At 65.1% G+C, this 26,138-nt stretch carries 18 protein-coding genes; 14 read left to right on the top strand and 4 right to left on the bottom strand.

Features of this window, described 5'->3' with window-relative positions; genetic code table 11:
* Positions 1-472 precede the first annotated feature (472 nt).
* The 3 genes from AC1Q7F_RS30505 to AC1Q7F_RS30495 all read right to left on the bottom strand — a co-directional run bounded on the left by AC1Q7F_RS30505 (position 473) and on the right by AC1Q7F_RS30495 (position 5,274).
* The gene (locus AC1Q7F_RS30505) at positions 473-3,601 is read right to left on the bottom strand and encodes an efflux RND transporter permease subunit (RefSeq protein WP_492512315.1); all 3,129 of its coding nucleotides are present in this window, start codon (positions 3,599-3,601) and stop codon (positions 473-475) included.
* A complete protein-coding gene (locus AC1Q7F_RS30500) occupies positions 3,598-4,824 on the bottom strand; it encodes an efflux RND transporter periplasmic adaptor subunit (RefSeq protein ID WP_492512314.1) in 1,227 nt (408 codons plus the stop codon). The genes AC1Q7F_RS30505 and AC1Q7F_RS30500 overlap by 4 nt, the downstream gene beginning before the upstream one ends.
* Positions 4,825-4,917: 93 nt before the next feature.
* Complete coding sequence (locus AC1Q7F_RS30495) at positions 4,918-5,274, bottom strand: hypothetical protein (RefSeq protein ID WP_492512313.1); 357 nt, start codon at positions 5,272-5,274, stop codon at positions 4,918-4,920.
* A 479-nt stretch (positions 5,275-5,753) separates the two neighbouring features.
* Here AC1Q7F_RS30495 and AC1Q7F_RS30490 point away from each other — a divergent pair, with 479 nt between their 5' ends.
* The 9 genes from AC1Q7F_RS30490 to nqrF all read left to right on the top strand — a co-directional run bounded on the left by AC1Q7F_RS30490 (position 5,754) and on the right by nqrF (position 18,257).
* Complete coding sequence (locus tag AC1Q7F_RS30490) at positions 5,754-6,146, top strand: hypothetical protein (RefSeq protein ID WP_492512312.1); 393 nt, start codon at positions 5,754-5,756, stop codon at positions 6,144-6,146.
* 92 nt (positions 6,147-6,238) lie between these two features.
* A complete protein-coding gene (locus AC1Q7F_RS30485; RefSeq protein ID WP_492512311.1) occupies positions 6,239-7,000 on the top strand; it encodes a cupredoxin domain-containing protein in 762 nt (253 codons plus the stop codon).
* A gap of 13 nt (positions 7,001-7,013) precedes the next feature.
* A complete protein-coding gene (locus AC1Q7F_RS30480; RefSeq protein WP_492512310.1) occupies positions 7,014-8,750 on the top strand; it encodes a copper resistance system multicopper oxidase in 1,737 nt (578 codons plus the stop codon).
* A gap of 14 nt (positions 8,751-8,764) precedes the next feature.
* Positions 8,765-9,505: a copper resistance protein B gene (locus AC1Q7F_RS30475; protein ID WP_492512309.1), complete on the top strand. Its 741-nt coding sequence runs from the start codon at positions 8,765-8,767 to the stop codon at positions 9,503-9,505.
* A gap of 117 nt (positions 9,506-9,622) precedes the next feature.
* The gene (locus AC1Q7F_RS30470; RefSeq protein ID WP_492512308.1) at positions 9,623-12,004 is read left to right on the top strand and encodes a heavy metal translocating P-type ATPase; all 2,382 of its coding nucleotides are present in this window, start codon (positions 9,623-9,625) and stop codon (positions 12,002-12,004) included.
* A gap of 171 nt (positions 12,005-12,175) precedes the next feature.
* Positions 12,176-12,595 (top strand): hypothetical protein, encoded by a 420-nt coding sequence (locus AC1Q7F_RS30465; protein ID WP_492512307.1) that lies wholly within the window; start codon positions 12,176-12,178, stop codon positions 12,593-12,595.
* A gap of 346 nt (positions 12,596-12,941) precedes the next feature.
* The gene (locus AC1Q7F_RS30460; protein WP_492512306.1) at positions 12,942-15,626 is read left to right on the top strand and encodes a TonB-dependent receptor; all 2,685 of its coding nucleotides are present in this window, start codon (positions 12,942-12,944) and stop codon (positions 15,624-15,626) included.
* Positions 15,627-15,693: 67 nt separating this feature from the next.
* On the top strand, positions 15,694-16,410 hold the full coding sequence (locus AC1Q7F_RS30455; RefSeq protein WP_492512305.1) for a PepSY domain-containing protein: 717 nt from the start codon (positions 15,694-15,696) through the stop codon (positions 16,408-16,410).
* Positions 16,410-18,257 (top strand): NADH:ubiquinone reductase (Na(+)-transporting) subunit F, encoded by a 1,848-nt coding sequence (gene nqrF, locus AC1Q7F_RS30450; RefSeq protein ID WP_492512304.1) that lies wholly within the window; start codon positions 16,410-16,412, stop codon positions 18,255-18,257. The genes AC1Q7F_RS30455 and nqrF overlap by 1 nt, the downstream gene beginning before the upstream one ends.
* A gap of 633 nt (positions 18,258-18,890) precedes the next feature.
* Here the strand turns inward: nqrF and AC1Q7F_RS30445 are convergent.
* Positions 18,891-19,238, bottom strand: a complete 348-nt coding sequence (locus AC1Q7F_RS30445; protein WP_492512303.1) for a hypothetical protein — start codon at positions 19,236-19,238, stop codon at positions 18,891-18,893.
* Between the two features lie 144 nt (positions 19,239-19,382).
* Between AC1Q7F_RS30445 and AC1Q7F_RS30440 the strand changes: the two genes are divergently transcribed.
* The 5 genes from AC1Q7F_RS30440 (at position 19,383) to AC1Q7F_RS30420 (ending at position 25,993) form a co-directional block, all read left to right on the top strand.
* On the top strand, positions 19,383-19,682 hold the full coding sequence (locus AC1Q7F_RS30440) for a hypothetical protein (protein WP_492512302.1): 300 nt from the start codon (positions 19,383-19,385) through the stop codon (positions 19,680-19,682).
* 72 nt (positions 19,683-19,754) lie between these two features.
* Positions 19,755-21,035, top strand: a complete 1,281-nt coding sequence (locus AC1Q7F_RS30435; RefSeq protein WP_492512301.1) for a TolC family protein — start codon at positions 19,755-19,757, stop codon at positions 21,033-21,035.
* Positions 21,032-22,249, top strand: a complete 1,218-nt coding sequence (locus AC1Q7F_RS30430; RefSeq protein ID WP_492512300.1) for an efflux RND transporter periplasmic adaptor subunit — start codon at positions 21,032-21,034, stop codon at positions 22,247-22,249. The genes AC1Q7F_RS30435 and AC1Q7F_RS30430 overlap by 4 nt, the downstream gene beginning before the upstream one ends.
* 11 nt (positions 22,250-22,260) lie before the next feature.
* Complete coding sequence (locus AC1Q7F_RS30425) at positions 22,261-25,518, top strand: efflux RND transporter permease subunit (protein ID WP_492512299.1); 3,258 nt, start codon at positions 22,261-22,263, stop codon at positions 25,516-25,518.
* 73 nt (positions 25,519-25,591) lie between these two features.
* A complete protein-coding gene (locus AC1Q7F_RS30420) occupies positions 25,592-25,993 on the top strand; it encodes a hypothetical protein (RefSeq protein WP_492512298.1) in 402 nt (133 codons plus the stop codon).
* Positions 25,994-26,138: the final 145 nt, after the last annotated feature.

The raw sequence follows: 26,138 nt of genomic DNA, 5'->3' as shown, positions 1-26,138 counted from the left end.
GCGTCGGCCGACTGCCTGACACCCAGATCTCGAAGGGAACCGGCCATGCTGCATTCGACCTGCCCCTACGTGCTGTTGTGATGGTCGCGGCAATATCAGACGGGCGACGCCTCCGACGCATCAGCCCACTACGGCCTCTGGACGGGCTGCGCCGTTCTCCGCTGGGTTGGCGCGGATGGCCGCTACTACTGTGATCTGTACCTTGACCAGGATGACGTGAACCGCAAAACCGGGGCTGCGTCGTTCTCGCGGCATGACATTGAAACCAACTTTGAGCTTTTCGGCGGGCCGACCTGTCGTGCCGAGATCGCCGCCTGACTACAAGGGGAACGATCGGAAATGAACGTTGTTGAGAAGATCGCTGCCGAAGCGACCATTTCGGCCATCACGGGGTCACGACATAGAAGGGGCGAAAAACCACGCTAAGCGGACAAATGGTGAACGAGGGCGCGCAGTAAGGAGGGGCTTTACATCAGCCACCTCCCCCCGCCGGCGGCAGCCGCCACCCCTTGACCAGCCCGTAGACGGCGGGGATCACCACCAGGGTCAACAGGGTGGAGGAGACCATGCCGCCGATCATCGGCACGGCGATGCGCCGCATCACCTCTGACCCGGCCCCATCGCTCCACAGGATAGGCAGCAGGCCGGCAATGATGGCGGTGACCGTCATCATCTTGGGCCGCACCCGCTCCACGGCCCCGCGCATCACTGCGTCGCGCACATCCTCGTGGGTCAACGCCATGCCCTTGGCCGCGCGCTCGGCCCTGATCTGAGCCAGCGCCTGGTCGAGATAGATCAGCATGACGACTCCCGTCTCCGCCGCCACGCCGGCCAGCGCGATGAAGCCCACGGCCACCGCCACCGACAGGTTGAAGCCCAGCCACCACATCAGCCACACCCCTCCGACCAGCGCGAAGGGCAAGGATAGCATGACGATCAGCGTCTCGGTCAGCGCACGGAAGTTCAGGTAGAGCAGTAGGAAGATCACCAGCAGCGTCACCGGTACGACGATGCGCAGCCGTGCCTCAGCCCGTTCCAGATACTCGAACTGCCCGCTCCAGCCGATCGTGTAGCCAGGCGGCAGGGTGACGGCGTCGGCTACAGCCGCCTGCGCGTCGGCGACGTAGGAACCCAGGTCGCGCCCAGCCATGTCGATATAGATATAGGTGGCGAGCTGGCCGTTCTCCGTGCGGATGGAGGTGGCGCCACGATCTAGTTTAATGGCGGCTACCTCCCCCAGCGGCACCGATCCGCCGCCCGGCAGCGGTACATGCACCTCGGTAGCAATGGTGGCCGGGCTGTCGCGCAGGTCGCGTGGATAGCGCAGGGAGACACCATAGCGCTCCCGCCCCTCCACCATGGTCGTGACGACTGCCCCGCCCAGCGCTGTGGCCACGACATCCTGCACGTCGCCGACGGTCAGGCCGTAGTGGCCCAGCGCCCGAAGGTCGGACACGATGTCCAGGTAATAGCCGCCGATCACGCGCTCCGCATAGGCACTGGTCGTGCCCGGTACGGTGCGCAGGACCGTCTCGATGCGGCGGGCCAGCGGTTCCATCACCGCCAGGTCGGGGCCGAACAGCTTGATGCCCACCGGCGTGCGAATACCGGTGGCCAGCATGTCGATGCGGGCGCGGATGGGCATGGTCCAGGCGTTCGACACGCCGGGGAATTGCAGTGCCCTGTCCATCTCCGCCTTCAGGCTGTCGATGGTGACGCCGGGCCGCCATTCCGACCTTGGCTTGAGGTTGATGATGGTCTCAAACATCTCCAACGGTGCCGGGTCCGTGGCCGTGGCGGCACGGCCAGCCTTGCCATAGACCGACGCCACCTCCGGGAAGGAGCGAATGATGCGGTCCTGGGTGGCCAGCAGTTCGCCCGCCTTGGTCACCGACAGGCCCGGCAGGGTGGTGGGCATATACATCAGCGTGCCTTCATCCAGGCTGGGCATGAATTCCGAGCCCAACTGGTGCGCCGGCCAGACGCTGGCACCCAGCACCAGCAGGGCCAGCAGGATGGTCAGGCCCCGGGCGCGCAGCACAGCCGTGATGACGGGCCGGTACAGCCGGATCAGCAGGCGATTGACGGGGTTGCGATGCTCCGGAACGATCCGCCCCCGCACGAACAGCACCATCAGCGCCGGCACCAGCGTCACCGACAGAAGGGCGGCGGCGGCCATGGCGAAGGTCTTTGTGAAGGCCAACGGGCCGAACAGCCGCCCTTCCTGCGACTCCAGCGTGAAGATGGGCAGGAAGGAAACGGTGATGACCAGCAGGCTGAAGAAAAGGGCCGGCCCCACCTCGGTCGCCGCGTCGATCAGCACTTGGGTGCGCGGCTTGTCGGGCGGACTGTGCTCCAGGTGCTTGTGGGCGTTCTCGATCATGACGATGGCGGCGTCGATCATGGCGCCGACGGCGATGGCGATGCCGCCCAGGCTCATGATGTCGGCGCCCAGGCCAATGGCCCGCATGGCAGCGAAGCCCATCAGAATGCCCACGGGCAGCATCAGGATGGCGACGAGGGCGCTGCGCAGATGCAGTAGGAAGACCACGCAGACCAGGGCCACGATCAGGCTTTCCTCCAGCAGCGTGCCCGTCAGCGTGTTGATGGCCGCGCCGATCAGGTGGGAGCGGTCGTAGACGGAGACGATCTCCACCCCATCCGGCAGGCTGGCGGCGATCTCGCCCAGGCGGGCCTTGGCATTGTCGATGACGGACAGGGCGTTGGCACCAAACCGCTGCAGGACGATGCCGCCCGCCACCTCACCCTCGCCATCCAGTTCGGCGATGCCGCGCCTTTCGTCGGGCACAATCTCCACGTGGGCCACGTCGCGGATGCGCAGCGGCACGCCCTCCATGCTGCGCAGCGTGATGTCGGCGATATCGTCGGCGGTGCGCAGGTAGCCGCGTCCGCGCACCATGAACTCGACCTCCGACAGTTCCAAGGTGCGTCCGCCGACATCGCGGTTGCTGGCCTGCACGGCATCACGGATCATGGAAAGGGTGACGCCCTGGGTGCGCAGCTTCAACGGGTCCACGATGATGCTGTACTGCTTGACAAAGCCGCCGATGCCGGCCACCTCTGCCACGCCTCCGGCCCGCGACAGGGGAAAGCGCACCACCCAGTCCTGCAAGGACCGCAGCTCGGACAGCGTCATCTCACGCGCCACCAGCGCGTACTGATAGACCCAGCCCACGCCCGTCGCGTCCGGTCCCAGGCCCGGGTTCACCCCGTCGGGCAGGCGGGGAGCGGCGGCGTTGAGGTATTCCAGCACGCGTGCCCGTGCCCAGTAGGGATCGGTACCGTCCTCGAAGATTACATAGACGAAGGATACACCGAAGAAGGAGAAGCCACGCACTACCTTCGACCGGGGCACGGTCAACATGGCGCTGCTCAACGGATAGGTCACCTGGTCCTCGACCACCTGCGGCGCCTGGCCGGGATAGTCGGTATAAACGATGACCTGCACGTCGGAGAGGTCGGGGATGGCGTCCAGCGGCAGGGTCTTCAGCGCGTAGAGGCCGGAGGCCACGGTGAACGCGGTGCCGATAAGCACCAGCAGCAGGTTGCGGGCCGACCAGGCGATCAGGCGGGCGATCATGGTGTGACCTCCCCGTCCCGCATGCCGTCCAGGGCGGCCTTCAGGTTGCTTTCGGCGTCGATCAGGAAATGGGCAGCAGTTACCACACGGTCGCCGGCGACAAGGCCGGAGCGGATCTCGACATAGCCGCCACCGCGCCGGCCCGGCAGCACTTGGCGCGGCTCGAACCGGCCGTCGCCCTTGTCCAGGATGATGGTCTGCCTCCGACCACTATCGATGACGGCGCTGTCGGGAACGGCCAGCACGGGCGTGCCGTCACCGGTTGCTATCTCGACATCGGCATACATGTCGGGCCGCAGGGCGCCGTCAGGATTGGCGACCTCGATCCGCACGCGGACGGTGCGGGTGTCGGCCATGACCTGCGGATAGATCACGGAAACTCGCCCCTTCAGCACCCGGCCCGGCAGGCCACGCGGTCGGATGCTTGCAGCAGCGCCCGGGCGCAACTCGTCCAGCCTGCCCTCCGGCACGTCGGCGACGATCCAGAGGTTGGAGAGGTCGGCCAACTGGAACAGCACATCGCCCGCCGCCGCCTTCATCCCCTCCACAGCGTTGCGCTGCATGACGACCCCGTCACGTGGTGCTCGCCACATCATGGGGAAGGGCACCTGCCTCATCCGCTCGATCTCGACGATGGTCTCCGGCGGGACGCCCAGGTTGGCCAGCCGCTGGCGGGCGCCGCCGCGCGTGGCACCACCGTTCAGTTCACCCAGAAACAGGGCTGCTGCTGCTGCGATGTCGGGCGCGTAGAAATGCAGTAGTACCTGGCCCTCCGCCACCCGGCCGCCCGTCGTCACATCGGCCACCTTCTCAATGAAGGCGTCGACGCGCGGCGCCAGCACGGTGACGCGCCGCTCGTCCAACTGGATAAGGCCAGGCGCATACAAGGGCTCGGCAATTATCCGTATCGCGGCAATGTCGGTACGCACGCCCGTCCGCTGCCGCTTGGCGGTGGAGATAGCGACGGCACCTTTCTCGTCGGCCTCGTCCGCATAGACGGGGATATAGTCCATGCCCATGGAATCCTGCTTGGGCACGGGCGAGGTGTCAGACAGGCCCATCGGGTTTCGGTAATGGAGGATACGTCGGGCCGGGGCGTCGATAGCGGCGGCGGTCGGCGGCTGAGTGTCCTGCCGTCCGGCCCAATAGCCACCGGTTCCCGCCGCCAGGATGGCGGCGAGGGCGAACGGGCCGGCGGCCCGCCTCATCAGGGGCGAGATCATCGCGGTGCTTCCAAGGTCCATCGGAAAGGGCCGCGCAGGGCACGAGCCCGCACGGGATCGGCAACCGGCCTCAATTGATGCCGGCGATGAACCTCAGAGGCGGGGCGGCTTGCGGGGTGGTGGGACCCCGCGGCTGCGATGGGTGCTGTCGCCGCCGGGCAGCATCACGGCGATGGGGTCCAGCCGCGCGATCATCGAACCAGGCGCCGAGGCTTGGGCGACACCTATGCCCAGGCAAAGAATTGCCAGTGGGCAAGCTTTGCCGCAGTCGGGCGCAGCCTCATCCACGTCGGGACAGCAAGGCATTTCGTCCGGCATGGAGGCCATGTCCGCGACGGAGAGAGAAACATTGCCCACTCCAGCCATCGACGGCGGTGCCATCGACGCGGTCAACAGGCCAGCCACCGTCAGGATCGACAGCAGGCGGCAAAGGGCGATCCACAGTTTCATGCTGCTACCCTCCCACAGCCCTTTGCGGTTGGCAAGAGCAGCACGTCACCGCAACTCTGTGTTATCGAGTCCGGTCAGCTGCTCTTCATTAGGACGAATGCGCCAATCCAGCAGCGCATTGCCCCTTCACCGTCGTCGACTTTAACCTGCCAGCCGCAATTTCGCTGTCCCTACTTACGACACGCCAACCGAGGTCGTTGCGTGCTGGTCTTTTGGAGAAACGCTGGTGCCGCTGCCGCGGCAATGGAATTCGTTCCGATGATATTTACCGGATCGAAGCTGGCGTATGTACCTATAGATAGTGTAGGCCCAGAACTACACGGTGTTTCTTTTACTTGAGTGGAAAAGATTTCATGACAAACTGTTCACCCGACGCTCTAGGTTCGGGCGAAGAAATACCTTGCGCCATGGCTGCATTCCGATATATAAATATTATTTGAATGACGCTGTCGTTCGCTGCCGGTAGGGTATCGTTCTGCATGTCCATCGCCCGCCCCCTCGCTGTGATGCTGATTGGCCTCCTCATAGGATGCGGTAGCCTATCGGGTTTTGGCAGCGCTACCGCGATGGCGCACGTGCCGCTGACGATGCATGCCATGGATATGTCCGCCGGGTCGGACGCGACATGTCACGATGCACATGAATACGCGCAGCACGCCGACCATGGCGACTCAACGTCGAAAGCGTCCAAGACGGGTTGCTGCGTCGTGGCCTGCGGCCAATCGATACTGACGGACTATGAGATCGATTTCAGCCATGTCGGCTGGCGAATGGCGGATTTACTGCCCGTAGTCAATGATCTCGTCAAGGGCCGCTCCATCTCCCCAATGCTGCGCCCTCCGAGGCTTCCCGCCCGAGGCCTACCCAAGTGACGCGCTTGGGCAAAGGGCATCGCCTGCTTGCGGCTTCTGCTGCGCAGGATTGAAAGCGAACTTATAATCGGTTGCACGGCTGTAAGCGCTCCATGCTGGGGTGTCTCGCCATCGTGCCCGTCCGCGATGCCTGCCGCACACCGTGCGGCCGCTTCCGCAGGAATGTTCGCCAGCGTCATCCGTGCACCGGACTTATCAAGGCGAAGAGGGTCTTCGCTGGGTCACGACCGGACTCCACCGTTACGAAGGAGGCCGGCATACCGACAGGACATTCCAAGATGAACATTAACCTCCGCATCACGCAGGCCGTCTCCGCCATCCTGGCTGGGGTCAGCATCATCAGCATCACGGGGGGCGCCATGGCCGCCGTCGGCGCAGCCGGCCACGCCCATGCCGTCGAGATCGGCCAGCCGGGGGAGGCTGCGAAGGCCACCCGTACGGTCCGGATCGAGACCGTCGACAACCTTTTCAACCTCGAGAAGATAGAGGTGAAAAAGGGCGAAACCGTCCGCTTCGTCATTACCAACAAGGGTGAAATGCTGCACGAGTTCAATATCGGCACGGTGGAAATGCACGCCGCCCATCAGAAGGAAATGGAGATGATGGCGGAGCATGGGATGCTGACGCCGACCGGAATGAACGACATGTCGGGCATGGACCATTCCAAGATGGGCCATTCCATGGGGGACATGGCATCGATGAAGCATGATGATCCAAACAGCGTATTGATCGGTCCGGGGCAAACGAAGGAACTGACCTGGACCTTCTCCAAGGACGCCGCGCTGGAGTTCGCCTGCAACATCCCAGGCCATTACCAGTCCGGCATGGCCGGCAAGATCGTCATCCAGAAGTGATTGGGGACGGAAAATGAACAATCCAACATCGGTTTCCAGGCGTAACTTAATACGGCTTGCCGGGGCAGCGGGAATGGCGGGTGTCGTGACCGCCTTTCCCGGTCGGCGCAGCTTCGCGTCCGCCGACCAGACCCTGGATCTGGCCGTTGAACGGACGCGTATAAATGTGGACGGTGTGACCACAGAAGCCATCGCCATCGGCGGTTCGGTACCGGCACCCACCCTGCGTTGGCGCGAAGGTCAGGAAGTGGTGATCAGGGTTACCAACCGGCTGGATGAGCCCACTTCCATCCATTGGCACGGCCTGCTGCTGCAGGGCGTCATGGACGGCTCCCCCGGCTTCAACGGCTTCGTGGCGATCAAGCCGGGCGAGACCTACACCTACCGGTTCACGCTGCGGCAGGCCGGTACCTACTGGTACCACAGCCATTCCGCCGCCCAGGAACAGCAGGGCATGTATGGCGCCATCATCATCGACCCGGCCGACCGCGAGCCGGTCAGGGCGGATCGCGATTTGGTCGTCCTGCTTTCCGACCATACTGCCGAGAACCCGAAGACGGTCCTGCGCAAGCTGAAGGTCAGCGAGGGCTACTACAACAAGGGTAAGCGCACCTTGTCAGACTTCTTGTCCGATGCCGAGCGCGACGGCATGCGCGCCACCATCCAGGACCGGAAGGACTGGGGTGACATGCGCATGGACCCGACAGACCTGGCAGATGTCACCGGCTATCAATTCCTGGTGAACGGCAAGGGGCCAAAGGATAACTTGACGGTCGTCTACAAGCCGGGTGAGCGGGTGCGCCTGCGCATCATCAACGGCTCGGCGATGAGCATCTTCGATGTGCGGATCCCTGGCCTGCCCATGACGGTGATTGCGGCGGACGGGCAGAGCGTCATGCCGGTCAAGGTCGACGAGTTCCGATTCGGCGTCGGCGAGACTTACGATGTCGTCGTCATGCCGACGGGCGACAGGCCTTTCACCTTCTTTGCCGAACCCATCGACCGCAGCGGCTATGCCAGGGCGACCATCGCGACCGTGGAGGGCGCCGAAGGGGAGATCCCGGAGCGCCGGCCCCGCACCATCCTGACCATGGCGGATATGGGCATGGCCCATGCCGGCATGGGGGGGGATTCCATGGCAGGTATGGACCATGGGGCGATGCAGGGTATGGACCACGGTTCCATGTCCGGCACGGCGGGGATGCAGGGCATGGCCGGGATGGACCATGGCTCTATGGCGGGGATGGACCAGACACAGCCGGCTCCGCCGGAGCCCGGTCGCGCAGTGGGCTGGGGGGATGCTGGCACACCGCCGGGCACGAAGGCCCTGTCGTATGCCGACCTAAAATCGCTGGCCAAGGCCAAGGTCCTGCGTGAGCCGACGCACGAGATCGAGGTCCAGCTTACGGGCATGATGTCGCGCTACATCTGGACCCTGAACGGCAGAAAGTTCGACCAGGGCGAGCCCATCCGCGTGGCCTACGGTGACCGGGTGCGCATCAAATTCGTCAATACGACCATGATGGCGCATCCTATGCACCTTCACGGCATGTTCATGGAGCTGGAAAACGGGCAGACCGACCGCATGCCGAAGAAGCATGTCGTGTTGGTGCCGCCCGGGCAGTCCAAATCCGTGCAGTTGACGGCGGACGAGCCCGGCGAATGGCCGTTCCACTGCCATCTGCTGTTCCACATGGCGTCTGGAATGATGACGAGATTCATCGTCGAACCAAGAGCAGCCAGCCTTTGATCGTGGAGTGGCAGATGCAAAAGAAACTGATGCGATTGGGATTGGCCACACTCATGGCCGGGATCCTGACCCTGTCGTCCGCGACGGCCCAGGCCGGGGAGGACCATGCTTCGGAGCATGAGACGCCGCTGTTTGGTACCTTGAAGGTCGACCAGATTGAGCGCCGCTGGATCGACGGGCGCGATTCCGTGAATTGGGAAGCGCAGGGCTGGGCCGGCGGGGATACGGAGAGGCTCTGGTTCATGACAGAGGGCAGCAAGCCCAATGGCGGTGGCGTCGAGGAGGCGGAAGTCCAGCTTCTCTACAGCCGGATGAGGTCCGAGTTCTGGGACGTGCAAGCCGGTGTCCGCTATGACTTCCGGCCCCGGCCTGGGACCGCCTACGGCGTGGTCGGGATGAAGGGCATCGCACCTCACTTTTTCGACGTGACGGCCCAAGCCTTTTTCAGCGAGGACGGAGACCTGTCCGGCCGGCTGAAGGCCGAATACGACCTGTTACTGACCCGGAAACTGATCCTCCAGCCGAGCATGGAACTGAATGTCGCGGTTCAGAGGGTTGCTGAACTGGGGGTTGGCAGAGGCGTCAACGACGTGGGCCTGGGGCTGCGGCTGCGCTACGAATTCGTGAAGGAGTTCGCCCCATATATCGGCATCCAGTGGGACCGCAAGCTGGGCGACACGGCGGACATAGCGCGTAGCGAGGGGGAACGGCCCAGCCAGTTCTCCATTGTCACCGGCGTGCGCTTCTGGTTTTAGGGCAGGTGCAGCCGGATCCCCCAGTTGGCGCGGGGGCGTCCGGCCAGCCTTCCACCCCTTAAGGCAGGGCGGGAGATCCACCTGACCGATAGCACCTACTCTCTGTAGGAGGTCATAATGCAAAAAGACGAAAGCAGAACTCCACATCGCAGCCACGCGGCCTGCGGTCATGCCCATCACGGCGACGCATCCCATGGTGCAGGACCCATGCTTGGGAAAGACCCTGTCTGCGGCATGGCTGTTGACCCGGCGTCGGCAAGGCACCGGCTGGGACGGGATGGGAAGACCTACTGGTTCTGCTCATCCCGATGCCAGGAAAAGTTCGCGCAGGATCCAGAGACCTACCTTAGGGGCACAAGGCAACAGGCGGATGCGCCTGAGCGGAAGCCGATCTACACCTGCCCCATGCACCCACGGGTCAGACAGGAAGGTCCGGGCAACTGCCCGATCTGCGGCATGGCCCTGGAGCCAGAGGTAGCGGCGTCGGACGCCGGGCCGAGCGAAGAACTTCGGGACATGCAACGCCGAATGGCCGTCGGCGGCGTCCTGACGGCTCCCATCCTGCTTCTGGAGATGGGGGGGCACATCCCGGGCCTGGGCCTGACGCATTACCTGTCGCCGACGGAGAATGCCTGGTCGCAGCTCGTGCTGGGGACCCCGGTCGTCCTGTGGGCGGGATGGCCCTTCCTTGTCCGCGGCTGGGCATCCGTTCTCGCCCGCAGCCTCAACATGTTCACCCTCATCGCCATGGGGATCGGTGCCGCCTTCGTATATAGTGTCACTGCCATTTTGGCGCCCCAGGCGTTTCCCAGCGGTTTCCGCAATGCCGACGGCTCGGTGGCCGTCTATTTCGAGGCGGCGTCGGTGATCGTCGTGCTTGTCCTGCTGGGACAGGTGCTGGAGCTCCGCGCGCGCGAGCAGACCGGCGGCGCGATCCGGGCATTGCTTAACCTCGCGCCCAAGGTCGCGCGGCGGCTGGCGCCGGACGGGCGGGACGAGGAAATCCCGCTGGACCGGGTCCATGCCGGGGACCGACTACGGGTGAGGCCGGGAGAGGCGGTGCCCGTTGACGGCGTCGTGCTCGAAGGCCGGTCGTCGGTGGACGAGTCCATGGTGACGGGCGAGTCCATCCCCGTGGAGAAGGAACCCGGTGCCAAGCTCATCGGCGGGACGCTCAACGGCACGGGCGGACTGGTGATGCGGGCCGACAAGGTCGGGGCCGAGACCATGCTGGCGCGGATCGTGCAGATGGTCGCCGATGCGCAGCGCAGCCGGGCTCCCATCCAAAAGCTGGCGGATGCCGTTTCCGGCTATTTCGTGCCGACCGTCATCCTGATCGCCCTCCTGTCCTTCGCCGCCTGGGCAGCATGGGGACCGAGCCCGTCCTATGCGTACGGACTGGTGGCCGCCGTCTCGGTCCTGATCATCGCGTGTCCCTGCGCCCTTGGGCTGGCCACGCCGATGAGCGTCATGGTCGGTATCGGGCGCGGGGCGACCGAGGGGGTCCTTATCAGGAATGCTGAGGCGCTGGAACGGCTGGAGAAAGTCGATACCCTGGTGGTGGACAAGACGGGCACGCTCACCGTCGGCAAGCCCAAGGTCACGGCCCTGGTGGCGGCGGACGGTTTCAGCGAACTAGAGCTGTTGTCCCTGTCGGCGAGCCTTGAGCAGGGCAGCGAGCACCCGCTCGCCGCCGCCATCCTGACCGCCGCCGCCGAACGGGGCGCGAGCCTGGCCATGGTCGCGGATTTCCGCTCCCTGACCGGCCGCGGCGTGACGGGCGTGGCCGGGGGGCGCCAGGTCATCCTGGGCAATGCGAAGCTGATGTCGGAAATGGGCATATCCCTCGACCGCCTGTCAGAACAGGCGGAAAGCCTGCGGGCCGACGGGGCCACGGCCATGTTCGTAGCCGCGGATGGCCGCCCGGCCGGAATCATCGCGGTGGCCGATCCCATCAAACCCACCACACACGACGCCCTGGAGGTGCTTCGCGCGGATGGCATCCGGGTGGTCATGCTGACCGGCGACAACAAGACCACGGCGATGGCGGTCGCGCGGCGCCTGGCAATCGACGAGGTGGTAGCGGAGGTCAGCCCGGATGACAAGAACAGCATCGTCCGACGCATGAAGGCCGACGGGCGAGTCGTGGCGATGGCAGGCGACGGCGTCAACGATGCCCCGGCCCTGGCCGAGGCCGATGTCGGCATTGCGATGGGCACGGGCACGGACGTGGCGATCCAAAGCGCGGGCGTCACCTTGGTGAAGGGTGACCTGGCGGCCATCGCCAGGGCACGGTCGCTGAGCCGCGCCACGATGCGCAACATCCGGCAAAATCTGTTCCTGGCCTTCATCTACAATGCGCTGGGTGTGCCGGTGGCGGCCGGGGTCCTCTACCCGTTCTTCGGGTTCCTACTCAGTCCCGTCATTGCCGCTGCCGCAATGGCGCTGAGTTCTGTGTCAGTCGTCGGCAACGCCTTGCGCCTGAGGTCCTTCAGGTAGGCGATCCTGGGTCCGGCGGGAGGGCGGCCTCCTTCGCGCCATGCGCTGACCGTCCCCCGGACCGCTTCTGACTTCGTCGTCCACCCGGTCGACGAAGCGCTTGACGGTTATGGTCCCTGTACTTAGCATATGCTGATAATCCGGTTCAGACCAGTCAGGGGGCGGGACTTGGTGGATCAGTTGGAAACGATACGGCGCCTGTGCTTGGTGGGGTTCTTTGCCCTGACCGTGGCCCTCGTGCTCGCCGTTTCCAACGCATCCCACGCCCGGACTTTCCAGGACAGTGCTGCTGGCGAAGCGGCGCATGGGAAAGCCCCGTCTGCCGGACAATCCGGGACAGCCCGCCACGGCATGGTCATGGCGGGCCGTTCTTTGTCGGACGGGATGGCGGACGAAGCCTGCCCTACCGACTGTTCCGGAGGCGGCGCCTGCTGCGGCGTCATCCATTGCCTCACCATGCTGTCGGGCCTGCCATCGGGTGACACGGTGCTACCCGCCACACTGGATAGCGACGACAGAAAGCCGGTGGCGGGCGATGTGCCTGCCGGCATAGGGCACGCGCCCAACCTCCGGCCGCCGGTAGCGGCCTGAGCAAGGGACACGTGCGCCTTGGTGGCGCCAGTCCAGGCCTCGCGGCCACCATCCCCCCAAATCAGGTTGCCGGCAGTCATCCACGGATGGACCGCTCCCTCCGCGCTTCGCGATGCGGTGAGTGGACGGACCGGTTCCGCCCGGATGTAGCCCGATCCTCGGAAACGCCCCGACCATAAGAACAACAGGGCCGAGGACTGCCGGATCATCCCAGTTCCGACCATCCCGGTCACGGCGGGGATCTCCAGTCATTGGGGGACAGACATTCGATTTTCCAGGCAAGGACCCTGCTGCGCCCTGATCAGCGGGCTGCCGGTCCTTGCCAAGACTGGAACGGGGACATCAAATGAAGAGCTTCACGGGGAACCTCCTTATCGCTACTGCCCTGGCCACGGGCGTCCTGGCGGCGCCTGCCATGGCGCAGAATAGCAAGCAGACGCTGGAAGAAATCGTCGTCACCGGCAGCCGCATCGCGCGCCAGGACATTACCGGCCTGGGCCCGGCAACCGTGCTGACGCAGGAGGCCATCGCGAACACGGGCGTGGCCAGCATCGAAACCTTGCTGCAGCGGCTGCCATCCAGCGCCGGCTTTGCCGGTAACCAGACCAACGCCTACTGGGCCAACAACGGCTACGGCACGGCGCAGGTCAATCTGCGTGGTCTGGGTATCAACCGTACCCTGGTTCTGCTGAATGGTCGCCGTGTGGTGGCTGGCGGCACCGGCGCCAACTCGGCACCCGACCTGAACACGATCCCGGTGTCGATCATCCAGCGCATCGACGTGCTGAAGGACGGCGCATCAGCCATCTATGGGGCGGACGCCGTGGCCGGCGTGGTGAACATCGTCACCCGCACCGACTTCGACGGGGTCGAGGTTTCGGCCAAGTACGGGATCACGGACGAAGGCGACGGGGAGGAGAAGAGCGCCGACCTGACCTGGGGCGTGTCCGGCGACAAGGGTTCAATCGTCTCGTCACTCAGCTACTCCAAATCCGGCTCCGTCAACCTAGCCGACCGTGAACCCTGCGGCTTGGGAGAGAGCGGCGGACAGCTTGTCTGTGTCGGCAGTTCGTCCACCGCCGGCGGCCGGGCGCTGCTGCCCAACGGCCAGAGCATCAACTTCAACCAGACGCCCGGCGGCAACGGGAATTTCTACGAACCCTATTCCGGGGCTAAGCACAACTTCAATTCCAACCCGTTCCTGAATGCGGTGAACCCAATCGAGCGCGTATCGGCGAGCATGTTCGGGCATCTAAGCGTGTCGGACGACGTGCGCCTGTTCAGTGAGCTGATGTTCACCAACCGGCAGTCTGACCAGATCGCCACGCCGGGTACGCTCCGCAACCTGACGGTGGCGGCGAACAATCCCACCAACCCGACCGGACAGACGCTGATCATCCAGGGCCGGCGTCTGGTGGAGCCGGGACCGCGGGAGTTCTACCAGGACGTCGATACTTGGCGGGCCGTGCTGGGCCTGGATGGCACGCTGGGGAACGGCTGGCGCTGGGAAACGGCCTTCAACTGGGGCCGCAACAAGGGCGTGGACGGTTCCACCAACGTCGCCAATCTGGACCGGGTTCGCCAGACGCTGAACATCGGCGTCTGCAGCGGCGCTGCGAACGCCGCTATTCCCTGTGGCGACTATCTGGGGGCGGGCGACCTGTCGCGGCAGGTGCTGGACTACATCCTCTATACCAGCCGCGACAGCGGGGGGAACGAGCAGATCAGTGGCACGTTCGACCTGACGGGCTCCCTGTTCGAGTTACCAGCGGGCGACCTGGGCTTCGCCACCGGCATCGTCTACCGGGAGGAAAAGGGCTGGCGCGACCCGGACGCGCTGACCGTACTGGGCGTCGCCAACACCAACCAGCAGGATCCGATCGCGGGCCGGGTGAAGGCCAAGGAAGCTTACCTGGAACTGCAGGTACCATTGTTGGCCGACCTGCCTTTCGCCCAGCGGCTGGAACTGAACGCGGCGGCCCGCTATTCCGACTATGACCTGTTCGGCAGCGCCGACAATTACAAGGCCGGCCTGGACTGGCAGGTGGTCGACGGCCTGCGGTTCCGCGCTACCTATGGAACCGCGTTCCGCATCCCCAACGTGCCGGAGCTGTTCGGCGGCGTGTCAGAAGGCAACCTGACCACGACCGATCCGTGCAGCAATTATTCGTCCTTGCCGTCGGGCTCCGTCGTGGCGGCCAACTGCCGGGCCAGCGGCGTTCCCGCCGGTTTCCGTCAGCTTGGCAACACGGTGCTGACCACCGTCGGCGGCAATAGCGACCTGAAGCCGGAGACCTCCGACAGCTTCACCATCGGCACCGTGCTCCAGCCAGGCTTCGCGGAGGGCCTGACCGTCACGGCGGACCTGTTCGACATCCGGATCAAGGATGCCATCAGGTCCATTCCCGGTTCCACCAAGCTGTCGGTCTGTTTCAACGCGCCGGGTCTCAACCACCCGTTCTGCGGGGCGGAGCATTTCACCCGCAACACGCTGACCGGCGAGATCAACTTCCTGTCGGCCCAGCCGGTGAACACGGGCCGCGAGAAGATGCGCGGCGTCGATTTCGGCCTGATGTACCAGTTCGATCTGGCCGACCTGGGCGTGGCCATCGACTGGAACACCACCTACCTTGACAAGTACACGGTCACACCGTTCCAGGGCGCGCCGCCGATCCTTTTTGACGGGTTCATCGGCGGTGGCAATGGCGGGTTCCCGCATTGGCGCTCCAACCTCAGCGGCACTGTGTCGGACGAGACGTGGAACGCCACCTACTCGGTGCAGTGGATCGGCAAGGCGACCGACTTCAACGCCGCGCCCACGGCCATCGGCTACCGGACACCCAACGTCTTCTACCACAATGTCCAGGCGGGCTATGCGGTGACGGAGAGCGCCCGCATCGCGATCGGTATCGACAACCTGTTCGATCGCGACGCACCGTTCATCCAAAGCTGGACGGACGGTAATACCGATACGATGACCTACGACCTGCTCGGCCGCCGCGGCTATGTGCGCATGACGTTCAACTTCTGACCCGGTGCGGCGGGCACGGCTCCGGGCCGGGCCCGCCGCATACCCACAAACGTCCTTGGAGGCGTGAATGCGTCCGGCTTCCATTGCCAGGAAGACACATAAATGGCTGGCCCTGCTGATCGGCGTCCAGGCCGTGATCTGGGCGGTCAGCGGTCTCTACATGGTCGCGGTTCCGATCGAGATCATCCATGGCGACCATTTCATCCGCTCCCATAGCGCGGCACCGCTGCCGCTGGACCAGGTGCGCGTCGAGGTGGACGATATCCGCCGCACCTACGATGAGGTCCGCGGCGTGCGGCTGAAGCTGCTGCTGGATCAGCCCCATTACGTGGTTGAGCGGTCCATCGGCACATTGTTGGTGGACGCGGCCACCGGGGCGGAGCGTCCGCCCCTGGACGAGGCGGCGGCGCGCAAGGTGGCGCTAAGCCTGTATGCCGGTCGTTCGGAAATCCGGTCTGCCACCCTGCTGCCGGAGGCACCGTCGGAAATCCGGGGCCGCGCGGCCCCGGTCTGGCAGGTGCGGTTCGACGGCTGGAACGACCACACGCTCTACCTGTCGCCAACGACCGGGGACCTGCTGGCCCGCAGGCACAATCTCTGGCGGCTCTTCGACTTCGTCTGGATGTTCCACATTATGGATTATGCCGAACGTGAGGATGTCAACAACACGCTGCTGCGGGTCGCCACGCTGACCGCCACCATCGCCATGGCCAGCGGCGTCTGGCTGCTTTTCTACAGTTTCCGCCGCCGGAGAACGGCTGCGGCCCGGGCTGGGAGGCGTTGATGCTGCAGACTTTCCGCTGGTTTCACAAATGGGTCGGCCTGCTGATGGGGCTGCAGTTCGCGCTGTGGGCGGCCAGCGGTGCGGCCATGGCGCTCATCGACCACCACTATGTCATTGGCGACCATACCCGCCGGACCTTAACCCCGCCGCTGTTGTCGACGGACACGCCGCTGGTGCCGCTTGCGGTCGTGCGATCGCGACTGGCCGGCAGCCCGGTCGTCGCCCTGCGCCTGCGGTCGCTGCTGGACGGTTTCGTCTATGAGGCGCACACCGCCGGGGGCGTGCATCTCCTTTCCGCGCAGGACGGATCTCCCGTGCGGATAACGGAGGACCTGGCCCGCCGTATCGCGGCAGCGGACTATGCCGGCCCCGCACCCATCGCTGGCGTGGAGCGGCTTGCCGGGCCGAACCTGGAGGCCCGCAGGCACGAGGGCGCGATGTGGCGCGTCGCCTTCGCCGATGTGGACAACACCACGCTCTACATCTCGACCGAAACCGGGCGGGTGCTGGAGCGGCGCAACGATGCCTGGCGGCTTTGGGACATCGCCTGGATGTTGCACATCATGGATTACGGGGAGCGGGAAAGCTTCAACCACCCGCTGATCATCCTCGCCACCGTCGCGGCGCTGTGGCTGGCCGTCTCCGGCCTGTTCCTGGTCTATGACAGCTTCGGGCGCCAGGATTTCAACCTAGGGCGGATCGCCCGCCGGCTGCGCAGGCAGGGCGTTCCCGTGTCACTGCGCACGGTATCGGGCACCGTCCGGGACTTGGCGTTGCCGGAAGGGGTGTCCTACTTCGATGCCCTTGCCAGCGCCGACATCGTGCTGCCGTCCAGCTGCGGCGGCGGCGGCAGTTGCGGGCTGTGCCGGGTCACCCTTGCCGGAACGCCGATCAGTGATGCCGACCGCCAGCACATTCCAGTTCGCGCGCTGGAACAAGGTCACCGTCTAGCCTGCCGGCACAGGGTTGTGCCCGGCGGCATTATCACGGTTCCCGACCAGGCGCTCGACAACGAGGGATACCGGGCGACAGTCGCCAGCATCCGCTTTCTTAGCCCGACCATCAAGGAGGTCAGACTGCGGATGAAGGAAGGCACCGTGCCCGCCTACCGGGCCGGCCAGTTCATCCAGTTGGCGATCCCGGCCTACAGCACCAGTCCGGCCCGGTTCGGCATCCCCGAGTACTGGCGGGCGGACTGGCACCAACTGGCCGTTCCCGAGACTATCCGTCACCAGGGCGGCCTCCGTCGGTCCTACTCCCTGGCAACCCGACCGGGTGAAGTGGCGAACGAGATTGTCCTGAACGTCCGCTTCATGTCCTCTCCCGATACGGCCGCGATCCCATGCGGTGCCGGATCAAGCTATGTCTTTGGGCTTCAACCCGATGACGAGGTACGGTTCTTCGGCCCCTATGGCAACTTTGCAGCCAGGAAAGGTAGCCGGGAAATCGTGGCAATCGGAGGCGGCGCCGGCATGGCCCCTCTGCGGGCGATCATCCGCGACGAACTGCTGCGCAAGGATGCCGGGGGCCGGATCACCTACTGGTACGGTGCCAGGACCGCGCGGGACATCCTGTATCGCGAGGAATTCGAACGGTTGCAGCAGGAGCATCCCGGCTTCACCTGGAACGTCGTACTTTCCGAGCCCGCTCCCCTTGACGACTGGCACGGGCACCGGGGCATGGTGCACGAGGCCGTCCGAGCCCAGTACCTTGCCCGCCACCGCGACCTGCGATCCTGCGAGTTCCTGGTGTGCGGCCCGCCGGCCATGCTGAAGGCGACGCTGGAAATGCTTCACGGGTTAGGAGTCTCCAGCGACCAGGTCGCTTTCGACGATTTCGGCTGTTGAGCCGGTTCGGCATTTTGGACGAGTTCAGACCGCTGCGGTCAGAAACTGGCGGCGGCCTGGGGCTTGATACACGAGGGAGCAATTGTCGAGTCGACCTTCAAACCCTTCTGTCGCATAGATTTCACCTTATCGGGGAACTCATAAGGCAGGAACTCTTGTAGCATTTGGGTGTATCAAGCCGCTACGAGCCAAGCTCAAGGCGGCTTGATACTAGTATGGCATTAAACTGTCACGGACCAAGGCGACCGTCTGATCAATGGCACCTTACGCCCTGGCTTATGTTCAAGGCTTGGGCTGCAAGGGTGTTCCCGGCGCGCACTCGCCTCGACGCCACCGGAGACCGTGCCACTTATGACCGGTTGGGCGCGTACCTACCTGCATGTAGCGCTGACCGCTTTCACAGGAGCTGTCGGCAACGGTCCTGGCCGGTGATTGTGGTGTGGTCGCGCATCCGGTCAGGAGCAACGCGGCCACTATGCCGGTTATCATCGTCTTCATGATTATTCTCACATCGAGTTCGGGAAAGCCGGGTGCACCCGTTCATCGTCGACAAACGCGACTTCTGCGGTGCGCGCGGGCGGAAACCCCTGTTTCGTCAATGTCCGGCACAGGGGGGCCTTAGTTACTTTGGTCTCAGCCTGCCCTTGGCGGGCGGTCAATGCGGATGTGATTTTCAGGCAATGTAAATCCCCCTGGCACCACCCCACTATGGTCAGTCATCGCCATGATAGCCAGGGCGTCCGCCGCAGGCAGAACGACAAGAAGATGGAGTCCGCCATCATGGCAGCGATGCAGGAACACCCCATTCTGCCCGGCGGCGCGCTCCGGAACGCGCCGTGCTGTATCCATATCCTCGTCGATATCATTGAGGGTCGAGGCCGTGAGGGCCGGCTCCCCAGCATCAAAGACCAGCTCGGTCGCCGCATGGAAGACCGTCAAGAACATGATCACAGATAGGATCGTGCAAACGAAGCGACGCATTGCTCCGGGCACCCTTCGAAGGGGACAACGTAACCGTCAGAGCCTATTCCCGAATAGGCGGGGGAAGCAATTGCCTTCCGCATCGTACACGATTACGAAAATACAGGCTTGCAGGGGCCGTGACACACGCCTATTTTCCGCTTCATGCGCTTCGTGACCGTCCTGCTGCTTCTCGCGGCGTTCCTGTTCAATGCCCCCGGCATCCATGCCGCGGACATCGGGAATTGTGACGTCCAGACGGTGGCTGCCGAAAGCAGCCACCCGGCCGGCAAGGCGCATGTCGACTACCATCATGGTTGCAGCCACATGCATGTGGCCGATCGGGCACGCGCTACCCGCGTGGCCGAGCCTGTGGTGTGGGAGCAGACCCGCTACGCGATGGATTCGGTACTTCCGCCGGCCAGTGCCGATCCGATCCTGCCTGACGAACCACCGCGCGCCTGACAATCCGAATTCCGTCCGGGTGATTGCCCCTTGGGTCCGCCCGCCATTCGCTTGTCCGCACGCGGAGCATCCATGCGCACGCAAGTCGCAGCCGCCTTGACGATGGTTTTCGTCTGGGCGCCGACGGTCGGGGCACAACAGTCCCAAGCCGCCGAACCCTCCACACTTTCCCCCTCATCCCCATCCGTCCTGACGCCGGAAACGGCCATCGCCCGCGCTCTGGAGGTGGCGCCGCGCATCGCTGCGGTCGCCGCACGGCTGCGGGCTGCGGGCGGGGCGGTCGACCAAGCCGATGTCATGCCCAACCCCGAGATCTCGGTCGAGTTGGAGAACTTCAAGGGCAGCGGTCCCTATCGCGGCTATGGGAACGTGGAGACCACCTACAGCCTGTCCCAAAAGATCGAGCTGGGCGGCAAGCGCGGGGCTCGGGTTGGCTCGGCCCGGGCCGCCCGGTCCACCGCCGGCTTCGACCTGGCGGCTACGAAGCTGGACCTGGTCCGAGACGTGCGCCAGGCTTTCACCGAGGCGGTCGCCGCTGATGCCGCCGTGACTCTGGCCAACGAGCAGTTGCGGTTGGCCGGGGAGGTGGAGCGGTCCACCCAGGCGCGCCTGGAGGCTGGCCGCGAAGCACCGATCCAACTCGGCCGTGCCGAGATCGCGCGGCGCCAGGCCCAGTTAGAACTGGAGCAGGCCAAGCGCCGGGCCGGGGCGGCCCGTCAGGTCCTGGCCGGACTTACCGGCATCGGCCAGGCCGGTCTCCGGCTGGAAGAGGACTGGTTCCGACGGCTCGACGCGACGGCTGCTGAACCGGCGGCGGAGTCCACGGAGCTGCTGCGCCGGCAGTCCGAAGTGCGGCGCAGCCGCGCCGAGCTTGATGTGGAACGGTCCAAGGCCATTCCCGACGTGACGGTGTCCGGTGGCTTTCGCCGGTTCCGGGAGGGCCGTGACAATGCCTTCCTGGTCGGCGTGTCCGTTCCCATCCCGCTGTTCGACCAGAACCGCGGCGCCATCGAACGGGCGCGTGCCGAATTGGTTGCCGCCGAGGCGGACCTGGCGGCCGAGCGCATCGACCAGGAGCGGCGCGTGACCGTCGCCCGCGCCAACCTGGACGCGTCGCGCGATACGGCTGCAGCCTTGCAGGAAAAAATCATTCCCACCGCCGAGCAGGCTTTCGCCGCCGCGCAGGAGGGCTATCGGCAAGGCAAGTTCTCATACCTGGAAATGCTTGAGGCGCAGCGCACGCTGTTCGATACGCGGCGCAACCTCATCGACACGCTCCAGGGTTTCCACAATGCGCGGGCCGAGCTTGAACGCCTGACCGCGACCGCCGAGGGCGGAGAGGTGACACCATGAACAAGAAGAGCATTCTGATCGGCGTCTCGGCCCTGGCCTTGGCCGTCGCCGGCGTCGGCTATTGGACCTTTGGCGGCAACGGCAAGCCCACCGCCGAGCTGACGTCCGGCAAGGACGGCCACGGCGGTGAGGGCGAGGAGGGGCATGAGGATGAGGAAGGCACCATCCACCTCACGGCCGAACAGATCACAAAAGCCAACATCAAGGTCGTGGCCGCCGGTCCGGCCGAGGTTTCCAGAGAAATCCGGGTGATGGGTACCGTCGTGGCGGACGCCGATCGCATGACCCATGTCACGACACGGGTTCCCGGTGTCGTCATAGAGGTGCGCAAGCGCCTGGGCGAGCCGGTGGCGGCAGGCGAGGTGCTGGCTGTCCTGGACAGCCGCGAGTTGGCCGACGCCAAGGCCGAATACATGTCCGCCCAGCGGCAGGAGGCGCTGGCCGCCACGACGCTGCGGCGTGAGGAAGACCTTTGGCGCAAGAAGGTGTCGGCGGAGCAGGACTATCTCGACGCCCGCACCAATGCCGAGACCAGCCGCATCACCCTGGACGCCACCCGCCAGCGCCTGGGTACGCTGGGCCTCACGTCGGCGGAAATCGCGGACCTGTCGCGGCAAGGCGCTTCCAGTCTGAGCCGCCTGGAGGTTCGCGCCCCAATCGCCGGCCGCGTCACCCGGCGCGAGCTGGTGCGCGGCGAATTGGCGGCAGCGGAGAAGGAAATCTTCACCATCGCCGACCTGTCCAAGGTCTGGGTGGAACTGCCGGTCTACGCAGCCGACTTGGCGCAGGTGCGCGAGGGACAGTCCGTCACACTGAAGGGCCAGGACGGCCGGACGGCACAGGGCACGGTCATCGCGGCCGGTGCCACGCTAGAGGCACAGACGGGAGCGGCCCACGTGGTGGCGGCCCTGGACAATGCCGAAGGGCAGTGGCGTCCCGGTGACTTCGGTACCGGCACCATCGTCGCCGACGGGGAGAAGGCGGACATCGCCGTTCCGGCATCGGCGCTGCAGACCCTGAACGGCGAGAATGTCGTCTTCGTGCGCAACGAGGAGGGGTTCCAGGCGCGGGCCGTTGAAATCGGCCGCCGCAACAGTGCCGCCGCCGAAATCACCTTCGGCCTGTTTCCCGGCGACCAGGTGGCGACGGGCAACACCTTCCTGCTGAAATCGGAAGCGTCGCGTGGCGCCGCCGAACATTCCCACGCGCACTGAGGAGCGACGGCATGATCGAACGCGTCCTCAATTTCGCCATCCAGCGCCGCTTCCTTGTGGTGCTGCTCGTGGCGGTCGCCGCCGCATTCGGCGTGCAGTCGCTCCTGCGCCTGCCCATCGACGCGGTCCCCGATATCACCAACAACCAGATCCAGATCACCACCCTTGCCCCCGCCCTGTCGCCGTTCGAGATCGAGCAGCAGGTGACATATCCGGTGGAGACGGCCCTGGCCGGTATCGCCGGGCTGGAAAACACCCGTTCCATCTCCGTCAACGGCCTGTCGCAGGTTACGGCCATCTTCGGGGAGAAGGTGGACATCTATTTCGCCCGCCAGCAGGTGGGCGAGCGCCTGACCGAGGCCAAGGAGCAGTTGCCGCCGGGGTTGACACCCACGATGGGCCCGATCTCCACGGGCCTGGGCGAGATCTACATGTGGACGGTGGAGTATGCGCCGTTCGCCAAGGAGAAGGCCCAGGCCGGCAAGCCTGGCTGGCAGCCCGACGGCGCCTACCTGACCCCGGAGGGCGAGAAGCTGACGTCCGAGGCCGAGCGCGCCACCTATCTGCGCACGGTCCAGGACTGGATCGTCTCCCCGCAGATGAAGGGTGTGACCGGCGTTGCGGGCATCGATACGATCGGCGGCTATGTCCGGCAGTACCACGTCATGCCAGATCCGGCCCGGCTCATTTCCTTCGGCCTGACCTTCGCCGAACTGGGCGAAGCGCTGGAGCGTGCGAACCAGAGCCTGGGCGCCGGGCAACTTGAGCGCAATGGCGAGCTTTTCATCGTCCGGTCGGATGGGCGCATTTCCACAGCTGCGCAGATTGCCGAAGTTGTCGTGGCCACCCGCGGCGGGGTGCCCGTGCGCCTGGGCGACGTCGCTACGGTCCAGACGGGCCAGGAGGTGCGCACCGGGTCCGCCAGCGAGAATGGAAGGGAGGTGGTGGTCGGCACTGCCCTGATGTTGATTGGCCAGAACAGCCGCACGGTTGCGGCGGCCGTCGATACCAAGCTGGAGGAGATCCGCCGCTCCCTGCCCGCCGATATCCTGGCCAAGACGGTGCTGGATCGTACCGATCTGGTGAATGCCACCATCAAGACGGTGGCCAAGAACCTGACCGAGGGCGCGCTGCTGGTCATCGCGGTGCTGTTCCTGCTGCTGGGCAATATCCGCGCGGCCCTGATCACGGCGCTCGTCATTCCTGTCACCATGCTGATGACGGCGACGGGCATGCTGGAAGCAGGTGTCAGCGCCAACCTGATGAGCCTTGGCGCCCTTGATTTCGGCCTGATCGTCGACGGGGCCGTGATCATCGCAGAGAACTGCCTGCGCCGGCTGGGCGAACGGCAGCATCAGCTCGGTCGCATTTTGACCCTCAAAGAGCGACTGGCGGAGGTCGGGGTCGCCGCTAAGGAGATGATCCAACCGTCGGTCTACGGCCAGGCCATCATCATTGTCGTCTATCTGCCGCTTCTCACCTTCACAGGCGTTGAAGGGAAGATGTTCGAACCGATGGCGTTGACCGTCATCATTGCCCTGGTAGCGGCCTTCGTCCTGTCATTGACGCTGGTGCCCGCGATGATCGCCATCTTCGTCTCCGGCAAGGTAGAGGAGAAGGAGAACGCCATCATCCGCAAAGCCGGAGAGACCTACCGGCCGCTGTTGGAAAAGGTGCTGAAGGCGCCGATGCGCATGGCCGCACTGGCCGCTCTGCTATTTGCCGGCAGCCTGGTGCTGTTCACCCAGCTGGGCCAGGAATTCATCCCGCAACTGGATGAGGGCGACGTCGCCCTGAACGCCTTCCGCATCCCCAGCACCAACCTGGCCCAGGCGACGGGCCAGCAGCTGGAGATCGAGAAGGCCGTGACCGCGTTCCCGGAAGTGGCCTTCGCCTTTTCCAAGACCGGCACGGCCGAGATCGGCACGGACGTGATGCCGCCCGGCATCTCGCACATGTTTGTAATGCTGAAGCCGCGTGACCAGTGGCCGAACCCCGGCCTGTCAAAAGCGGAACTGGTTCAGCGGCTGGAGAAGGCTGTGGGATCATTGCCCGGCCAGGTGTACGAGGTCAGCCAGCCCATCCAGTTGCGCTTCAACGAACTGCTGGCCGGCGTGCGCGGCGACGTCGCCATCAAGGTGTTCGGTGACGATTTCGACACGCTGCTGGCCACGGCCAACCAGATCGCCGGTGTGGTCCGGGGCATCGATGGTGCGGCCGACGTGCGGGTGGAACAGGTGTCCGGCGCTTCCTTCATGAATGTGGAGGTCGACCGAGCGCGCGCGGCGCGCTTCGGCCTGTCCGTGGCCGACGTGCAGGAGGTGGTCGCGATGGCCATCGGCGGCCGCGAGGCCGGCATGGTCTATCAGGGCGACCGCCGCTTCGAGATTGTCACCCGGCTGCCGGATGCGTTGCGCAACGATCCGGTGGCGCTGGCCTCCATCCCCATCCCGCTGTCTGGCGAGGTCGCCGGGGACGAGGGCGGGCCGGCCATGCGGACGGTGCCGCTGGGCGAGGTGGCCCGCTTCAACTTCACGGAAGGACCGAACCAGATCAGCCGCGAGAACGGCAAACGCCGCATCGTGGTGCAGGCCAATGTCCGCGGCCGCGACATCGGCTCCTTCGTCCTGGACGCGCAGTCCAAGATAGCCGGTCAGGTCCAGGTGCCCGCCGGCTACTGGGTCAATTGGGGCGGGCAGTTCGAGAACCTGATCGCGGCGCGCGAACGTCTGTCGATCGTGGTCCCGGCCTGTTTCGCGCTGATCTTCCTGTTGCTCTACAGCGCGCTGGGGTCAACCCGCGATGCCATGCTGGTGTTCAGCGGCGTGCCACTGGCCCTGACTGGCGGTATTCTGGCCTTGTTCCTGCGTGGCATGCCCTTCTCGATCTCTGCTGCCGTTGGCATGATCGCCCTGTCGGGCATCGCCGTGCTGAACGGGTTGGTCATGCTCTCCTATATCCGACAACTCCGCCTCGCAGGGAAGAGCCTGGAAGATGCCGTCAGGGAAGGGGCGCAGACCCGTCTGCGGCCTGTGTTGATGACGGCCCTGGTGGCCAGCCTGGGCTTCGTGCCCATGGCATTGTCCACCGGCGTCGGGGCCGAGGTGCAGAGGCCCATTGCCACTGTCGTGATTGGTGGTCTGATCACGGCCACTTTGTTGACCTTGCTGGTCCTGCCTGCCCTCTACCGCCGCTTCGCCGGGCCCGTGGCAAGCGGGGCAGCGGTGGAAGAACCCGTGGCCATGGCACCGGGTTCCTATTCTACCTGATACTTCATGATCCTATCGACGACAGCTCCGGTCGCCCTGGCGTCGGGCCATCAACCCTTTGAGGAGATACACCATGTTGAAGCCGTTTCTGATCGCCGCCAGCCTCTGCCTGCTGCCCGCCGCTGCCATGGCGCAAGACAGCCATGGCCATGACCATGCAGCCAAGGGGCCGCATGGTGGCATCGTCAAGGAAGTGGGCGGGCAGGACGCTGAACTGATCGTAGGTGACGGCGTCGTCACCTTGTACCTGCTCGACAGCAAGACAGGGGCTTCGGTGCCGGTGGACGGCGCCCAGGCCAGCGTTCTTTTCACCCAAGGCGCGACCCGCAAGGGAACACTTGTTCTCCAAGCGACCGGTGACAAGCTGCAAGGCAAGGGTGAGGTGCCGGCTGGTGCCAACATTGTCCTGAACCTGCGCACCAAGGCCGGCAAGAGCGGCCAAGCCAAGTTCGAGCTGGGTGGCCACGGCCATTGAGCGTTAAAGGGGCCTGTGGTGGTCATCCCACCACAGGCCACCGTCCTTCATTGGAAGCTTGTTCCATGGGCCGTCGCATCAGACCGTCACGCGGGGAGATCGCCAGAAACGCCAGCCCAAAGGGGGGCCGGCAGGCGCGTCCAGC

The organism is Niveispirillum sp. GW835-FHT14G11 (genome assembly GCF_058793615.1).
Note: the sequence above shows the minus strand (reverse complement) of the source record. Positions and strands in the feature narration are given on the sequence as shown.

Excerpts from the sequence above, each read along its gene's own strand:
- AC1Q7F_RS30460 (WP_492512306.1), top strand. The coding sequence starts at position 12,942 with ATGAAGAGCTTCACGGGGAACCTCCTTATCGCTACTGCCCTGGCCACG.
- AC1Q7F_RS30470 (WP_492512308.1), top strand. The coding sequence starts at position 9,623 with ATGCAAAAAGACGAAAGCAGAACTCCACATCGCAGCCACGCGGCCTGC.
- AC1Q7F_RS30505 (WP_492512315.1), bottom strand. The coding sequence starts at position 3,601 with ATGATCGCCCGCCTGATCGCCTGGTCGGCCCGCAACCTGCTGCTGGTG.
- AC1Q7F_RS30435 (WP_492512301.1), top strand. The coding sequence starts at position 19,755 with ATGCGCACGCAAGTCGCAGCCGCCTTGACGATGGTTTTCGTCTGGGCG.
- AC1Q7F_RS30490 (WP_492512312.1), top strand. The coding sequence starts at position 5,754 with ATGTCCATCGCCCGCCCCCTCGCTGTGATGCTGATTGGCCTCCTCATA.
- AC1Q7F_RS30430 (WP_492512300.1), top strand. The coding sequence starts at position 21,032 with ATGAACAAGAAGAGCATTCTGATCGGCGTCTCGGCCCTGGCCTTGGCC.
- AC1Q7F_RS30475 (WP_492512309.1), top strand. The coding sequence starts at position 8,765 with ATGCAAAAGAAACTGATGCGATTGGGATTGGCCACACTCATGGCCGGG.
- AC1Q7F_RS30440 (WP_492512302.1), top strand. The coding sequence starts at position 19,383 with ATGCGCTTCGTGACCGTCCTGCTGCTTCTCGCGGCGTTCCTGTTCAAT.
- AC1Q7F_RS30425 (WP_492512299.1), top strand. The coding sequence starts at position 22,261 with ATGATCGAACGCGTCCTCAATTTCGCCATCCAGCGCCGCTTCCTTGTG.
- AC1Q7F_RS30445 (WP_492512303.1), bottom strand. The coding sequence starts at position 19,238 with ATGCGTCGCTTCGTTTGCACGATCCTATCTGTGATCATGTTCTTGACG.
- nqrF (WP_492512304.1), top strand. The coding sequence starts at position 16,410 with ATGCTGCAGACTTTCCGCTGGTTTCACAAATGGGTCGGCCTGCTGATG.
- AC1Q7F_RS30420 (WP_492512298.1), top strand. The coding sequence starts at position 25,592 with ATGTTGAAGCCGTTTCTGATCGCCGCCAGCCTCTGCCTGCTGCCCGCC.
- AC1Q7F_RS30480 (WP_492512310.1), top strand. The coding sequence starts at position 7,014 with ATGAACAATCCAACATCGGTTTCCAGGCGTAACTTAATACGGCTTGCC.
- AC1Q7F_RS30485 (WP_492512311.1), top strand. The coding sequence starts at position 6,239 with ATGCTGGGGTGTCTCGCCATCGTGCCCGTCCGCGATGCCTGCCGCACA.
- AC1Q7F_RS30500 (WP_492512314.1), bottom strand. The coding sequence starts at position 4,824 with ATGATCTCGCCCCTGATGAGGCGGGCCGCCGGCCCGTTCGCCCTCGCC.
- AC1Q7F_RS30455 (WP_492512305.1), top strand. The coding sequence starts at position 15,694 with ATGCGTCCGGCTTCCATTGCCAGGAAGACACATAAATGGCTGGCCCTG.
- AC1Q7F_RS30495 (WP_492512313.1), bottom strand. The coding sequence starts at position 5,274 with ATGAAACTGTGGATCGCCCTTTGCCGCCTGCTGTCGATCCTGACGGTG.